Origin of the sequence: Streptomyces sp. SolWspMP-5a-2, assembly GCF_900091845.1 — a bacterium.
In the GTDB taxonomy this organism is placed as follows: domain Bacteria; phylum Actinomycetota; class Actinomycetes; order Streptomycetales; family Streptomycetaceae; genus Streptomyces; species Streptomyces doudnae.
In genome coordinates, this window is sequence record NZ_FMCI01000361.1 from 1 (window position 1) to 14407 (window position 14407).

General features: G+C 74.7%; 13 protein-coding genes and 2 pseudogenes. 8 read left to right on the forward strand and 7 right to left on the reverse strand.

Annotated features, from left to right (window positions below):
* The 3 genes and pseudogenes from GA0115242_RS35855 to GA0115242_RS35865 all read right to left on the reverse strand — a co-directional run.
* Positions 1–297: pseudogene (locus GA0115242_RS35855) on the reverse strand (hypothetical protein); the annotation flags it as partial.
* A gap of 6 nt (positions 298–303) precedes the next feature.
* Positions 304–915 carry a hypothetical protein gene (locus GA0115242_RS35860; RefSeq protein ID WP_093835839.1) on the reverse strand — a complete coding sequence of 204 codons (612 nt, stop codon included), beginning with the start codon at positions 913–915 and terminating at the stop codon, positions 304–306.
* Positions 916–1114: 199 nt separating this feature from the next.
* Complete coding sequence (locus tag GA0115242_RS35865; protein ID WP_093835840.1) at positions 1115–3196, reverse strand: MDR family MFS transporter; 2082 nt, start codon at positions 3194–3196, stop codon at positions 1115–1117.
* 1081 nt (positions 3197–4277) lie between these two features.
* Here GA0115242_RS35865 and GA0115242_RS41070 point away from each other — a divergent pair.
* Entirely contained in the window at positions 4278–5039 is a 762-nt protein-coding gene (locus GA0115242_RS41070) for a peptidoglycan-binding domain-containing protein (protein ID WP_161353447.1), read from the forward strand.
* Positions 5040–5182: 143 nt separating this feature from the next.
* Here the strand turns inward: GA0115242_RS41070 and GA0115242_RS35875 are convergent, their stop codons facing one another.
* Complete coding sequence (locus tag GA0115242_RS35875) at positions 5183–5851, reverse strand: HAD-IA family hydrolase (RefSeq protein ID WP_093835842.1); 669 nt, start codon at positions 5849–5851, stop codon at positions 5183–5185.
* Positions 5852–6300: 449 nt separating this feature from the next.
* On the opposite strand from GA0115242_RS35875, the gene GA0115242_RS35880 reads away from it, so the two are divergent.
* From GA0115242_RS35880 to GA0115242_RS35895, 4 genes are all read left to right on the forward strand, one after another.
* Positions 6301–6945, forward strand: a complete 645-nt coding sequence (locus tag GA0115242_RS35880; RefSeq protein WP_093835843.1) for an HNH endonuclease family protein — start codon at positions 6301–6303, stop codon at positions 6943–6945.
* A gap of 129 nt (positions 6946–7074) precedes the next feature.
* Complete coding sequence (locus GA0115242_RS35885; protein WP_093835844.1) at positions 7075–8709, forward strand: alkaline phosphatase D family protein; 1635 nt, start codon at positions 7075–7077, stop codon at positions 8707–8709.
* A gap of 126 nt (positions 8710–8835) precedes the next feature.
* Positions 8836–10755, forward strand: coding sequence for an FAD/NAD(P)-binding protein (locus tag GA0115242_RS35890; protein ID WP_093835845.1), 1920 nt, complete (start codon positions 8836–8838; stop codon positions 10753–10755).
* A gap of 82 nt (positions 10756–10837) precedes the next feature.
* Positions 10838–11287 (forward strand): DoxX family protein, encoded by a 450-nt coding sequence (locus tag GA0115242_RS35895; RefSeq protein ID WP_093835846.1) that lies wholly within the window; start codon positions 10838–10840, stop codon positions 11285–11287.
* 101 nt (positions 11288–11388) lie between these two features.
* On the opposite strand, the gene GA0115242_RS35900 is transcribed toward GA0115242_RS35895, so the two are convergent.
* Positions 11389–11925, reverse strand: a complete 537-nt coding sequence (locus tag GA0115242_RS35900; RefSeq protein ID WP_093835847.1) for a superoxide dismutase family protein — start codon at positions 11923–11925, stop codon at positions 11389–11391.
* A gap of 256 nt (positions 11926–12181) precedes the next feature.
* Here GA0115242_RS35900 and GA0115242_RS35905 point away from each other — a divergent pair, with 256 nt between their 5' ends.
* The gene (locus GA0115242_RS35905) at positions 12182–12793 is read left to right on the forward strand and encodes a DedA family protein (protein WP_161353449.1); all 612 of its coding nucleotides are present in this window, start codon (positions 12182–12184) and stop codon (positions 12791–12793) included.
* A gap of 30 nt (positions 12794–12823) precedes the next feature.
* On the opposite strand, the gene GA0115242_RS35910 is transcribed toward GA0115242_RS35905, so the two are convergent.
* On the reverse strand, positions 12824–13048 hold the full coding sequence (locus tag GA0115242_RS35910; RefSeq protein ID WP_093835849.1) for a DUF2277 domain-containing protein: 225 nt from the start codon (positions 13046–13048) through the stop codon (positions 12824–12826).
* 173 nt (positions 13049–13221) lie between these two features.
* Here GA0115242_RS35910 and GA0115242_RS35915 point away from each other — a divergent pair, with 173 nt between their 5' ends.
* Both GA0115242_RS35915 and GA0115242_RS35920 read left to right on the forward strand, forming a co-directional pair.
* Positions 13222–13485: a GlsB/YeaQ/YmgE family stress response membrane protein gene (locus GA0115242_RS35915; RefSeq protein ID WP_093835850.1), complete on the forward strand. Its 264-nt coding sequence runs from the start codon at positions 13222–13224 to the stop codon at positions 13483–13485.
* Between the two features lie 265 nt (positions 13486–13750).
* Complete coding sequence (locus tag GA0115242_RS35920) at positions 13751–14083, forward strand: hypothetical protein (protein WP_093835851.1); 333 nt, start codon at positions 13751–13753, stop codon at positions 14081–14083.
* 189 nt (positions 14084–14272) lie between these two features.
* Here the strand turns inward: GA0115242_RS35920 and GA0115242_RS42115 are convergent.
* Positions 14273–14407: pseudogene (locus GA0115242_RS42115) on the reverse strand (zinc ribbon domain-containing protein); the annotation flags it as partial.

Consider the following 14407-nt stretch of genomic DNA (forward strand, 5'->3'; position numbering starts at 1 on the left):
GCCGGACGCGCTCCGGCCGTCGGGCGAGGCGTCCGCGCCGGTCGCGGCCTGACGGCCGGCCGTCAGGTCCCGGCCGTCGCCGGTGCCGAGGTCCTTGCCGTCGGCGGTGCCGAGGCCCTTGCCGTCGGCGGTCCCCCTGGCGCCCGCGAGGTCCTTGCCGTCCCGGACGTCCCGGTCGGCGGCCCGATCGCGCCGGGCGCCCCTGTCGTCACCGGTGCCCGCGGCGACCGCGGCGTCCTTGCGGCTCTCGGCGCTCTCGATGCCGTCGGTGCCCTTGTCGGTCCTGTTCTCGTTCATGGGTTCTCAACCCCCCTTGACGGTGGTGCGGTTGACGTTCTGACGATTGAGGTGGGGACGCCGCCGGGGACCGGCCTGCGCGCCCACGAGTTCCTCGAACAGGGACCGGGCCTCGACCAGGGCCTCCCGCAGGTCCTCGGTCCCGTTCTCCGACCGCTCCCCGCCCGCGGCCCGCCGGACCTGCCGGTACCCGTCGAGGTGCCCGGGGTGGTGGACGGAGAGGGCGTCGAACTGCTCGTCGCCCTGACCGGCCTCGGGGAAACCGACCTCGGCGGCGACCTCGGCGAGCAGCCGGTCCGCCTCCGCGACGGCCTCCTGCGGCGCGTCGACGAAGTGTTCCTGGACGGCCGTCCAGCGCGCGGTGAGCTCCTCGCGCCGCTGCGGGTCCAACTCCCGCGCACGCAGCGCTCCGTGGCGCTCCACGCGCCCGGCCAGCTCCTGCTCGGCGGCCTTGGTGTCCCCGTCGTGCCGGCTCAGGACCCGGTCGTACTCGGGCCCGAAGCGGCGCTTCAGATCCCGGCCGCCGAGTCCGCCCCGGGAACGGAGGGTCAGGGCGACCGCGCCGACTGCTGCGGCCGCCACGATCACGATCAGAACAATGATCATGCCTGTGGACATGGATGCCTTCCGCTGTGCCGGCCCGACGGGCCGGTTCACGCTCCGGGTTGCCGCAATGCAGCCGCCCAAACGGTCACGGAATCCGCCCACTTCCTCCGCCACCGCCGCGACCTGCCCAGCGGCCCCCCGAACTCGCCCCGCCCGCAAGCCGGTCGGGGAAGGCCGGCGGAGCGCACCGGAGCACCCCGGCCCGGACCCGTCAACTCGGGCGCAGCGTCGCCCCGTTGTGCGGCTGCTCCCGGTCCGAGCCGCACAGCTCCTCGTTGAGGAGCCGCACCAGATGGGTCAGGTCGGTGGGGCGGTCGGGGCCCCACCAGTCGCCGAGCAGCTCGGCGAGGGACGCCTCGCGGGCGGCGGCGAGCCTGTCCGCCGTCTCCCGCCCCCGGTCGGTGAGGACCAGGTCGAGCCCCTCGCGGACCCCGAGGCCGCGCTCCTCCACCTGCCGGGCCGCGGCCAGGACGACCGGCAGCGGCACCGCGCTGCGCTCGGCCAGCACCCCGGGCTCGGCCCAGCCGTACTTCTTGATCCGCAGCAGCAGCCAACTCGCCGCGGGCAGCAGGTCGTAGCCCGCCCGCGCGGTGATCGTCCGGTAGATCTCGCGCCGCCCCTCCCGGGTTCCGAGGGTGGACAGCGCGCGGCAGACCTCGTCGTAGGAGGAGCGCTCCACCGGGTTGCTGGCCAGCGTCTCGGAGACGTCGGGTGCGGTGACGGAGCCGCGCAGCCGGTCCTCCTTGAGGAACCAGGCGAGCACGAACCCGAGGAGCGCGACGGGCGCCGCGTAGAGGAAGACGTCGGTGATCGACGACGCGTAGGCGTGCAGCGCGGCCGGGCGCAGCGCGGGCGGCAGCGCGGAGATGCCGCGCGGGTCCGCCTCCAGGCTGCCGGGCGAGACCCCGGCGGGGAGCCGGTGGCCGAGCAGCGCGTCGGTGAGCCTGCCGCCCAGACGGCTCGTGAAGACCGTGCCGAAGACGGCGACGCCGAAGCTGGCGCCGATCGACCGGAAGAAGGTGGCGCCCGAGGTGGCGACGCCGAGGTCCTCGTAGGAGACCGCGTTCTGCACGATGAGCACCAGCACCTGCATGACCAGGCCGAGTCCGAGGCCGAAGACGAAGAAGTACAGGCTCATCACGGCGGTCGAGGTGTGCTCGGTCATCCGGTGCAGGAGCAGCAGGCCGATCGTGGTGATCCCGGTACCGGCGATCGGGAACACCTTCCAGCGGCCGGTGCGGCTGACGATCTGCCCGGAGACCGTGGAGGACAGCAGCAGGCCGAGCACCATCGGCAGCATGTGCACCCCGGACATGGTCGGTGAGACGCCCTGGACGATCTGGAGGAAGGTCGGCAGGTAGGTCATCGCGCCGAACATCGCGAAGCCGACGACGAAGCTGATCACGGCGGCGAGGGTGAACGTGCGGATCCTGAACAGGCCGAGCGGCAGCACGGGTTCGGCGGCCCGCCGCTCGACGGCGACGAACGCGACGGCCAGCAGCACGCCCAGCACAGCGAGTCCGACGATCTGCGCCGAGCCCCAGGCCCAGGTGGTGCCGCCGAGCGAGGCGACCAGGACGAGGCAGGTGGCGACGGCGGCGATCAGGAACGTGCCGAGGTAGTCGATGACGTGCGGGGTGGAGCGGCGCGGGATGTGCAGGGCGGTGGCGATCACCACGAGCGCCACGATCCCGACGGGCAGGTTGACGTAGAAGACCCACCGCCAGCTCAGATGCTCGGTGAACACCCCGCCCAGCAGCGGCCCGAGGACGCTCGTCGCGCCGAACACCGCCCCGAACAGGCCCTGGTAGCGGCCGCGTTCGCGCGGCGGCACGATGTCCCCGACGATCGCCATCGACAGCACGATCAGTCCGCCGCCGCCGAGGCCCTGGAGCGCGCGGAAGCCGATCAGTTCGGGCATGTTCCGCGCGAGGCCGCAGAGCGCCGAGCCGATCAGGAAGATCACGATGGCGGTCTGGAACAGCCGCTTGCGCCCGTACTGGTCGCCGAGCTTGCCCCACAGCGGGGTCGCGGCCGTCGACGCCAGCAGGTACGCGGTGACGACCCAGGAGAGGTGGTCGAGGCCGCCGAGGTCGCTGACGATGGTCGGCAGCGCGGTGGAGACGATCGTCTGGTCGAGGGCGGCGAGCAGCAGTCCGAGGAGCAGCGCGCCGATGGAGACGAGGACGTTCCCGGGCACGTGCTGTGCGGCGGCGCTGCCGCGGACGGGCGGTCTCTCGGGCGGTCCGTCGTCCCGTACGGGGTCGGTCGTGCCGCGCGCGTCTCCGGCCATCGAGTCCTCCCGAGGCTCTCGTCCCCCGTCCATGGTGATCGGTGTGCGCGGTTATGGCCTGTCGAGTCCCCTTCGGACGCGCCCGGAACCAGGCATTCCGGGGCGGGCGTGAGACGGGGTGAAGGAGATCTGCATAATCTCTGGAGATCGCGTGGGGGCGCGAGGGGAGGGAAACCAAGTGACTGCTCCAAGAGACCACCTGTGCCCGGAGTGCGGCACGCCCAGAACGGCGGACGGCTCCCCGTCCTGCGCCTGCAACCGGCGCGCGTCGGACGCCCTGCGCGACGCCCGCGAGGCGGAGGCGGCAGCGGCGGAGGACTTCAACCCGATGCGCATCCGCCCGTACGTGGCCCTCACCGGGACGCCGGAGACCCCGGAGACCCCAGAGGCCGGGGAGACCGGGGTGGCCGAAGAGGCTCCCGGGGCCACGGGGGACGCGGAGTCGCCGCAGCCACCGGCCCACGGCCACGACGGCACCCCGGGAAGCCCGACAGACGGCCCCGGAGCCCCGGGGGGAACCGGGGACACGCCTCGGGGCCCGGAGGGCGCGCAGAGGGCTCAGGGGGCGGCTGGGGCGCGAGGGACGACTGAGGCTCCGGGTGTGCCTGGTGCGACTGGCGCACGCGTGGTGCCTGGTGCGCGAGGTGCCGCCGGTACGCCTGGCATGCGGGGGGCCGCTGGTACGCCTGATGTGCAGGGTGTCGCCGGTGCGTCTGGTGCGCAGGGGGCTCCTGATACGCAGAGTGCGCCTGGTGCGTCTGATGCGCAGGGGGTTCCTGGCGTGTCTGATGCGCAGGGTGCCGCCGGTACGCCCGCCCCACAGGGCACACGAGGAACACAGGGCACACAGGGCACACAGGGCACACAGGCCGCACAAGCCCCGTCCGCCTCCCAGGGGACGCGCAAAACCCCGCCGCCGCCCGACGCTCCCCCGGCCCAGACTCCGGCCCCGGCCCCGACGGGCGCGGGCACCCCGGATACCGGCAACCCTCCGGCTGCGGCGAACGCTCCGGTCCCCGCGACCACCCCCGCCGCACCAGACGTCCCCGGCGTCCCGGCCGCGTCCCGGACCGACGAGACGATGGCCCTGCGCGTGCTCCCGGCCGCGGCCGGGCCCACCCCGGGTCCCGCCACCGCGCCCGCACCGGCCCTCACCGAGGAGACGCTCACCCTGGGCACCCTCGGCCCCGGCAGGGGCGCCCCGTTCGCCGGGGACGTGCCCGGCGCGGCCGGTAGCGACCCGGTGCGGCGGCGACGGCGCGGGCGCGCGGTGCTGTTCGCGGCCGGTGGTGCCGTCGCCGTGGCGGCCGTGGCGAGCCTCGCCGGTGGTCTGCTCTCGTACGAGTCCCCGGCCAGGGACGACTCCCGGGCCGACGGTGTCCGGGCCGGTGTCCCGGCCCCGGCGACCGGGTCCGCGTCGGTGTCGCCGTCCGCGGCGGCCGTGTCCACCCGGCCCGCGGTGGTGGCACCGGCGCCGTCCGCCAGCGTCGTCCCGTCGCGGTCGGCGTCCCCGTCGGCGCCGAGCCCGACGCCGAGCGCCTCCGCGTCGGCGGAGCCCAGCGTGACGCCGTCGGAGCCCGCGACGGTCCAGGAGTCGACGGAGCCCACCGCGTCCGCCGCGCCGGTGCTCGGCCGGGGCGACCAGGGCGCTGAGGTCACCGAGCTGCAGCTCAGGCTGCGCCAGCTGAACCTGTACGTCGGTGCCGTCGACGGCACGTACGGGCGGCGGGTCGAGGGCGCGGTCCGCAGCTACCAGTGGGCCAGGGGCGTCCAGGGGGACCCGTCGGGCGTCTACGGCGCGGCGACGCGGGAGCGGCTGGAGGCGGAGACCACGCAGCCGTGAGATCGGCGGGCCGGGGTCCCCGGGCCACCGCCGTCCGCCTGTCAACCGGCGGCTCCTGAACGCCGACAGGCGGCCACCGGCGACCAACTGCCGTCCGCCGACCGCGAGTCACCGACCGGCGATCGCCGACTGCCGCCCGTCCGCTAGCCGATGACGAGCCGCAGTCCCGCGTCCCCCGCGTTCTCGACGCGCACCTGGGTGAGGTCGCGCACGACGACGTCGGGGTCGTGGAAGTCGGCCCGGGAGCCGACGCCGACCACGCGCATCCCCGCCGCGCGCCCCGCGGCGATACCGGCGGCGGAGTCCTCGAAGACCACGCAGTCCGCCGGGTCGACGCCCAGCTCGGCCGCGCCCTTGAGGAAGCCCTCGGGGTCGGGCTTGCTGGCGCCGACGGACTCGGCGGTGATCCGGAGGTCGGGCAGGGGCAGCCCGGCGGCGGTCATCCGGGCCGTGGAGAGCGGGACGTCGGCGGAGGTGACCAGGGCGTGCGGGAGACCGGCGAGGGAGGCCAGGAACTCCGGCGCGCCCGGCACGGGCACGACGCCGTCCAGGTCGGCGGTCTCCTCGGCGAGCATCCGCGCGTTGTCGGCGTGGTTGTGCTCCATGGGCCGGTCCGGCAGCAGCAGGGCCATCGACGCGTAGCCCTGGCGCCCGTGCACCACCTGCATGACCTCGTCCGCGTCCAGCCCGTGCCGGTCGGCCCAGCGGCGCCAGCAGCGTTCCACGACGGCGTCGGAGTTCACGAGGGTGCCGTCCATGTCGAGCAGGAGGGCGCGGGCGGTGAGGACGGTGGGCACGGTGGTGGCCGTCATCGGCAGCTCCAAGGCGCGGGCGGGGCAGAGGGGCGTACGGGTGCGCCCCGGAGGACCAAGGCGGCCCCGCCCGCCGGTCAGGGAAAACGAGCGGGAGCCACTTTGTTTCTCCACGGTACAAAATGAACCCCCCTTTCCGCCAGAGGGGCCGGGAAGAGTTCACCCTTCGTTCAGGTCACCGGCCCCCGCCCTCGCCGCACACCGCGCGCCGCGCCCACGACCGCGCCCGCGACCGCACCCCCGCCGGGTCGCTCACCGGATCGCTCACCGGGGCACCCACCGGAGCGCCCGGCGCCGCTTCGCGCCGCTCGCGGAAAGTTCGCTCCCGCATCTTGCCCTGTCATGTTCACGTCACTAACTTCTCACCGCACGCACACCCCACGGCAACACCGCACCGCGAGCATTCCCTCGCTCGCACTTCAACATCCCCCCACCCCCAGGGAGTTCGCATGCCGAAGTTCTACGCGCGTCGACGGCTGAGCATAGTGGCGGCCCTCACCGGACTCATAGCCTCCGTCGGGCTCCTCAACGGTCCGACCGCCTCCGCGGCCCTGCCCACGCCGGTCAGCGCCGCCACCGCCCGCAGCTACCTCTCCCAGCTCACCGTGGCCACCGAGAACCGCACCGGCTACGACCGGGACCTGTTCCCGACCTGGATCACCATCAGCGGCACCTGCAACACCCGCGAGTACGTCATCAAGCGCGACGGCAGCAACGTCGTCGTCAACTCGGCCTGCACCGCGACCAGCGGGAGCTGGTACTCCGTCTACGACGGCGCCACCTTCACCGCCGCGTCCAGCCTGGACATCGACCACGTGGTCCCCCTCGCCGAGGCCTGGGACTCCGGCGCCAGCGGCTGGACCACCGCCCAGCGCCAGGCGTTCGCCAACGACATCACCCGGCCCCAGCTCGTCCCGGTCACCGCGAGCGTCAACCGGTCCAAGGGCGACAAGGACCCGGCCGAGTGGGTGCCCCCGCTGACGTCCTACCGCTGCACCTACGTGCGCGCCTGGGTCCAGGTGAAGTACTACTACGACCTCTCCGTCGACTCCGCCGAGAAGACCGCGCTCACCAACTACCTCGCGAGCTGCTGACCCGCCGGGAGGCCGGACGCGGCCCACGTCACACCGGCCCGACCGCGGTTTCCGGGCCGGAACCTCCCCACCCGGGGCCGTCGTTCCGTACCGTACGGGGCGACGGAGCCGAGGGAGGGTGACGATCACGTGGCCGAACTGCGCCTGGGTCCACTGCTGAGGTACGCGGACGGCTCGTCGGCGACCGTATGGGTCGAGACGAGCCGTCCGTGCGCCGCCGAGGTGCGCTGCGCCGACGGCACCCGGGCGGGGACCCGCACCTTCCGGATCGCGGGCCACCACTACGCCCTGGTCGCGGTCGAGGGGCTGACCCCGGGGACGACGACCGCCTACGAGGTGTTCCTCGACGACGTCCGCGCCTGGCCGCCGCCCGACTCCCGCTTCCCGCCCTCGGTGATCCGCACGGGGCCGGAGGGCGACGCCGTCCGGATCGCCTTCGGGTCCTGCCGCTGGGCCGCCCCGCCGTCCGACGAGCCCGACCCGGTCGGACCGGACGCACTGGACTCCCTCGCCTCCCGGGTCGCCGCCGCCCCCGAGGGCGAACGCCCGGACGTCCTCGTGCTGCTGGGCGACCAGGTGTACGCCGACGAGACCTCCGACGCCACCCGCCGCTGGCTCGCAACCCGCCGCGACCTGGACGAGCCGCCGGGCGGCCAGGTCGCGGACTACGAGGAGTACACCCGCCTCTACCACGAGTCCTGGCTCGACCCGGAGATCCGCTGGCTGCTGTCGACGGTCCCGAGCTGCATGATCTTCGACGACCACGATCTGATCGACGACTGGAACACCTCCGCCGCCTGGCTCGCCGACATGCGGGCCACGCCCTGGTGGCGGGAGCGGCTGCTGAGCGGCCTGATGTCGTACTGGGTCCACCAGCACCTCGGCAACCTGACCCCGGCCGCGCTCGCCGCCGACCCCCTCTACGCCGCCGTCCGGGACGCCCCCGACGGCACCGACGCGCTGCGCGCCTTCGCCCACGAGGCGGACGCCGACCCGACCTCGGCGCGCTGGAGCTACCGGCGCGACTTCGGCCGCGTCCGGCTGCTGATGGCGGACTCCCGCGCGGCCCGCGTCCTGGACGAGGACCGCCGCGCCATGCTGCACCCGGCGGAGTTCGCCTGGCTGCGCGAACAGGCCCTGGACGCGCCGGAGGAGTGCGACCACCTGCTGGTCGGCACCTCACTGCCCTGGCTGCTGCCGCACCTGGTGCACGACGCGGAGCGGTGGGACGCGGCCCTGTGCCGGGGCGAACGCGGGCCGCGCTGGGCGCGGTTCGGGGAACGGCTGCGGCGCACCGCCGACCTGGAGCACTGGGCCGCCTTCCCCGAGTCGTTCGAGTCGCTGGCCGCGCTGCTCGCCGAGGCGGGCTCGGGCCCGCAGGCCCCGGCGACGGTGCTGGTGCTCTCCGGGGACGTGCACCACGCGTACGTGGCCGAGCCGCGCTGGCCGCCGGGGACGTCCGCGCCCGACGCCCGCGTCCTGCAACTGACCTGCTCGCCGGTCCACAACTCGGTCCCGGTCTGGGTCAAGGCCGGTTTCCGGTTCGGCTGGAGCCGGGTGGCGCGGGCGCTCGGCCGGCGGCTGGCCCGGCACGGCCGCTGCCCCCGGCCCGGGGTGAGCTGGCGCAGGACGGGCGGACCATGGTTCGGCAACCAGCTCATGACGCTGACCGTGCGCGGACGTTCGGCGCGGCTGCGGCTGGAGCGGGCCAGGGACGACGGCACCCTGACGACCGTGGAGGAGTCCGCCCTGACCACGACATGAGGGGCATCTCTCGTGATTGGGGTCCGCGTTGGTTTCTGCGGGGGCTGACGGCATGATGATGCGGACCGTCCGCTTCCGGCGGGCGTTTCCCCCTGCTGCGCCCCCACATGCCCGGGAGTCACCGTTTTGTCTGCACCGACCGCGGAACAGGTTCCCGTCTCCGTCGCCCTGGTCGGCGCCGGGCCGCGCGGCACCAGCGTGCTGGAGCGCCTGTGCGCGTCCGCGCCCGAACTGCTCGCCCCCGGGCAGCGGTTGACGGTCCACGTGGTCGACCCCGCGCCACCGGGCGCGGGCCGGGTCTGGCGGCCCGCGCAGTCCCCCGAGCTGCTGATGAACACCGTCGCCTGCCAGGTGACCCTGTTCACCGACGACAGCGTGGACTGCTCGGGGCCGATCCGTCCCGGCCCGAGCCTCCACGCGTGGGCGGCGGGCGAGCTGGGCCCCGACGAGTACCCGACCCGGGCGCTCTACGGGCGGTACCTGGAGTGGGTGTTCGCCCGGGTGGTCCGGCAGGCGCCGCCCTCGGTCCGGGTCGTCGTCCACCGGGCCCGCGCGATCCGCCTCGACGACGCCGGCGACCCGGCCGGCGGCGGGGACGGCGGTGATGACGGCGGGCAGCGGCTGACGCTGGACGACGGCCGGGTGCTGACCGGGCTGGCCGCCGTGGTCCTGGCGCAGGGCCATCTGCCGGTCGTGCCGGACGCGGAGGGGGTGCGGCTCGCCGGGTACGCCGAGCGGCACGGGCTGCGTCACCTGGCGCCCGCCAACCCGGCCGACCTCGACCTGTCCGCCGTCGCGCCCGGCGAACCGGTGCTGCTGCGCGGTCTCGGCCTCAACTTCTTCGACCAGACGGCCCTGTTGACGACCGGCAGGGGCGGCCGTTTCGTCACCGGGCCCGACGGGCTGCGCTACCTGCCCTCCGGCCGCGAGCCGCGCCTGTACGCCGGGTCCCGGCGCGGTGTCCCCTACCAGGCGCGCGGCGACAACGCGAAGGGCCCCTACGGGCGGCACACCCCGCAGGTCCTCACCCCGGAGGCGATAGCCCGTCTGCGCAAGCGGGCCGACTCCGGCGAGGCGCCCGACTTCCGCGCGGACATATGGCCGCTGGTGGCCAAAGAGGTGGAGACGGTCTACTACACGACCCTCACCCGGCGCCCCGGACTCGCGGAGCGCTTCCTCGCCGTCCCGCACGGCGACCCGCGGGAGGCCCTGGTCCTGGACGCGTTCGGGGTGGCGCCCGCCGACCGCTGGGACTGGGACCGGATCTCCCGCCCTTACGGGCAGCGGGAGTTCAGCGGTCCCGGGGAGTGGCGGGAGTGGCTGCTCGGCCATCTGCGCGAGGACGCGGCGCAGGCCGCCCTGGGCAACCTGCACGGCCCCGTGAAGGCGGCCCTCGACGTCCTGCGCGACCTGCGCAACGAGATACGGCTCGTGGTCGACCACGGCGGCCTCACCGGCGTCTCCCGCCGCGACCACCTGGACCGCTGGTACACCCCGCTCAACGCCTTCCTGTCGATCGGCCCGCCCCGGCGCAGGACCCGGGAGCTGGTGGCGCTGGTGGAGGCGGGCGTGGTGGAGGTGCTCGGCCCGCGCCTGCAGGTCAGGGAGGAGGACGGCGGCTGGCTGGCCCGCTCCCCCGAGGTGCCCGGTTCCGAGGTCCGGGTGACCACCCTCGTGGAGGCGCGGCTGCCGGAACCGGAACTCCGGCGGACGGCCGATCCGCTCCTCGCGGGACTGCTGCGGGCGGGGGCGTGCCGCCCGCACACGGTGGACGGCTACGAGACCGGCGGGCTGGACGTGACGGCCCGCCCCTACCACCTGATAGACCGTCAAGGGCGGCCGCACGCAAGGAGGTTCGCGTTCGGAGTGCCGACGGAGGGGGTCCACTGGGTGACCGCGGCGGGGGCCAGACCGGGGGTGGATTCGGTCACCCTGTCGGACGCGGACGCGGTGGCGAGAGCGGTTCTGCGGACGACCACGGGTGGTCCGGCGGGGTATCCGGAATCGGACCCGTGGCCGAATGTTGAACTTGCAAGCATTGATTAGGCCATCCTAGCCTGGGTCACTCACTCGGCTCGTCCCCAGACCGGTCCCCCACGACCGGCCCGACCGAAGGAGCACCCCCCACATGTCCGCACGTCTCAACGGCGCCCAGCCCTACGCGCTCGGCCTCTTCCGGATCGTCGTCGGCCTCCTCTTCGCCTGCCACGGCGCCGCCTCCCTCTTCGGTGTGCTCGGCGGCGCGGCCGGCACCCGGGGCGGCACCCTCGAAGCCGGAGCCTGGCCCGGCTGGTACGCGGCCGTCATCCAGCTCGTCGGCGGCCTCCTCGTCCTGCTGGGCCTCGGCACCCGGGTCGCGGCCTTCATAGCCTCGGGGTCGATGGCGTACGCCTACTTCAAGGTGCATCAGCCCGGCGCCCTGTGGCCGATGGAGAACGGCGGCGAGCCCTCGGCGATGTTCTGCTGGGCGCTGCTGCTGCTCGTGTTCACCGGTTCCGGCGCGTTCGGCCTCGACCGGCTGCTCACCCGGCGCTCACCGGCGGCGGACTCCGCCGAGCCCGCGCCGGTCACCGCCTGACCCGCGGCCACCGGCCGCGACCGACGGCGGGCCCTCCCCGGTTCTCCCGGGCAGGGCCCGCCGTGCGTCCCCGGGAGGAACCGGGGACGCACGCCGCGTCGTCAGGAACGGCCGCCGGAGGGTCCGAACGGCACCGTGAGGCAGGCCACCCGCGCCCCCTTCGTGCCCGGCATGTCATGGATCACCACGGAGGACGCCTGCCCCGGCCGGAAGTCCCAACGGTGCCGGGCGACCGCCGCGCCGGTGCCGTCGCGGCGGGCCGTGAAGTCGAGCCAGACCTCGTTGTCGGGGTTGGCCGCGGCCGGGTCGGCGGACGGCATGTGCTGGTAGTGCCCACCGGCCGCGGCCGGGTCGGCGGCGCACGGCTTCTGGTGCACGTGGACGCCGTACTCGTGTCCGGGCACCAGACCCGTGACCCGCAGTCCGACGACCGTGGCGCCGCCGTCGGCGGTGTGCTGGCGCACCTCGATCCAGGAGCCGACCGGCACCAGCCCCGGGTCGTAGGTGTACGCCCTCGCGTGGGCGGCGCCGGGCGCCGTGAACCGCGCCTCCGACCGCACCGTGTAGTCGTGGGCACCGCCGGTGCCGGCCGCCAGGACGGCCGCCGCGACGGCGCCCGCGCATATTCCTGCCACCATGATGAGTTCCGTTCCTCACTGTCGACGGGGTCGACGGCTGCGAGCCGACCCCCTGCGTCCGTTGCTACGGGACTCCGCCGCCGGCCGCCCCCGCTGGCGGGCAGCCGGGTGAACAGACCGCTCCCGTCACTTCCGCCCCCGGTGCACCTTCCGTCGCCCTCCGGGCGTACGCTGTATGGCTGTTGATGGTCGCCTCTGCCGCTCCCCTGCGACATCGCGGCACGGTCTGGCCACGGGGGAGTCACGGGGAGTTGTGGTGCTGGAGAGTGTGGGGGCGCTGACGGGCAGCCCATGGATCTACGTCATGGTCGCGCTGTCGGTCCTGCTGGACGTGTTCCTGCCGGTCCTGCCGAGCGGTGTCCTGGTGATCACGGCCGCGACGGCGGCCGCCGCGGGCTCGGCCACCGGCCGGGTCTCCCCCGACGTCCCCGACATCCTCGCCCTGACGCTCTGCGCCGCCGCCGCGTCCCTCATCGGCGACCTGGTCGCCTACCGGCTCGCCTGGCGGGGCGGGGAGCGCCTGGACCGCGCCATCGCCCGCTCCCGCCGTCTCACGCACGCGCAGGAACGTCTCGGTCAGGCCCTGGCCCGGGGCGGCGGCGCGCTGGTGATCCTGGCCCGGTTCGCCCCGGCGGGCCGCTCGGTCGTCTCCCTGGGCGCGGGCGCCGCCCACCGCAGGGCCCGCGACTTCCTGCCCTGGTCGGCGCTCGCGGGCCTGGCGTGGGCCGGGTACAGCGTGGCCCTCGGCTACTTCGGCGGCCAGTGGCTCGGCGCGACCTGGCTGGCCACCGGCGTCTCGGTGCTGGCCCTGTGCGGGGCGGGCGCGGGCGCGGTGTACGTGGTGCGGCGGGCGCCCAAACCGGCGTGAGGGCCCCGGCCGGGCGGGGGCGCCGGTCCGTCACCCGGCCTTGGCGCGGCCCCGTATCTCCAGGCCGTCCAGGAGGGCGGCCGTGGCCTCGGTGATCTGGTCGACCGCGCGGTCGAAGACCTCGCGGTTGTGGGCGGCGGGCGCCCGGAACCCGGACACCTTCCGCACGAACTGCAGGGCGGCGGCCCGGATGTCCTCCTCGGTCGCCTCTTCGGGCAGGGAGGGCGGGCGCAGGGTCTTGATGCTCCGGCACATGCCTCCAGTCTGGCGCACGGGTACGACAACGGCGTCCGGGCGCCCGACCTGCGCTCCACCGGCCTCCCGCCGCCGCCGGAAACCGCTCGCGGAGCGGACGACTGTCCCGCGCGGACCTGGGCAGTCTGCTATCGACACCGTTGTAGAAGGATCTTGTAGAGAGGCAGTCAGGCATGGAGATCTCGAGCATCTTCGCCGCGATCGTGATCGGCATCGTGATCGGAGTCCTGGGACGCCTGGTCCTGCCCGGCCGCCAGCGGATCGGCATCCTGTGGACGATCCTGGTGGGCATCGTCGCCGCGCTGGTCGGCACGGCCATCGCCGCCGCGCTCGGGGTCGCCGACACCAAGGGCATCGACTGGATCGAGCTGCTGATCCAGATCGCGCTGGCCGCCGTCGGCGTCGCGGGCGTCGAACGCCTCAAGGGCCAGCGCTGACCCGACGGCGCCACCCCGTTCCCCCGACTCCGCGGGCCCTGACCACCGGGCCCGCGGAGTCCGCCGTTTCCTGGGCCGTGACGCCTCCGGCTGCCGCCGCCCATCCGCCGGTCCCACACGCCCGTGCCGCTCGCCCGCCCGTCGCGCCCATCCCGGCCGCCCGCCCATCTCGTCCGCCCGTCCGTCCCGCCCGTTTGGGTGAACCCGTCGACGAACCCCGCGAAGCGACTCGCTTCTCAAAATCGAACAGGCGTACCATTGCCGAGTGGCAACGACCTATGACTTTCCAAGTGACCTCCGCGCCGGTCAGGAGGAGCTGCATCAGGTCCGGGCCGAGCTGTCGGCCCTGCTCAAGCGGCTGCCCTGGTCGGTGGTCCCCCTGGACGGCTTCAGCGACACGGGCGGCTGGCGCAAGGTGGAGCGCCCCGCCTCCCCCGGCTGGACCGACGACGAGCAGGCCGAGGTGGAGAAGCTCCGCAGGCGCGAGCACGAACTCGCCGTCTTCGTCAGCACCCACCGCTTCTGGGCCGAGGTCGCCGTGCCGGAGCGGGTCACGGCCCGGATGTCCCTCAAGCACCCCGAGCCGGACGGCGACTGAAGCGCCCGCGCCGAGAACGCGCGGCCGGGCGGCCCGGCGGACGCGGAGAGGCGCAGCCGAGGCGCAGCGCCGACACGGCGGCACACAGGGACACAGGGACACACGGGGACGCGCGGAGACACCGAAGGCCCCGACCGCCGTGCGGTCGGGGCCTTCCAGGTCGGGGCGCGGGCAGCGCCCGGCGCCGGGTCAGCCGCAGCACCCTCCCCCGCAGCAGCCGCCCCCGCCACCGGCCGGCCGGGACGCGGGCGCCGCGGCGGACGCGGAACCGCCCACCGCCACCGCCGACAGCAGCTTGACCGTGTCGTCGTGGCCCGCGGGGCA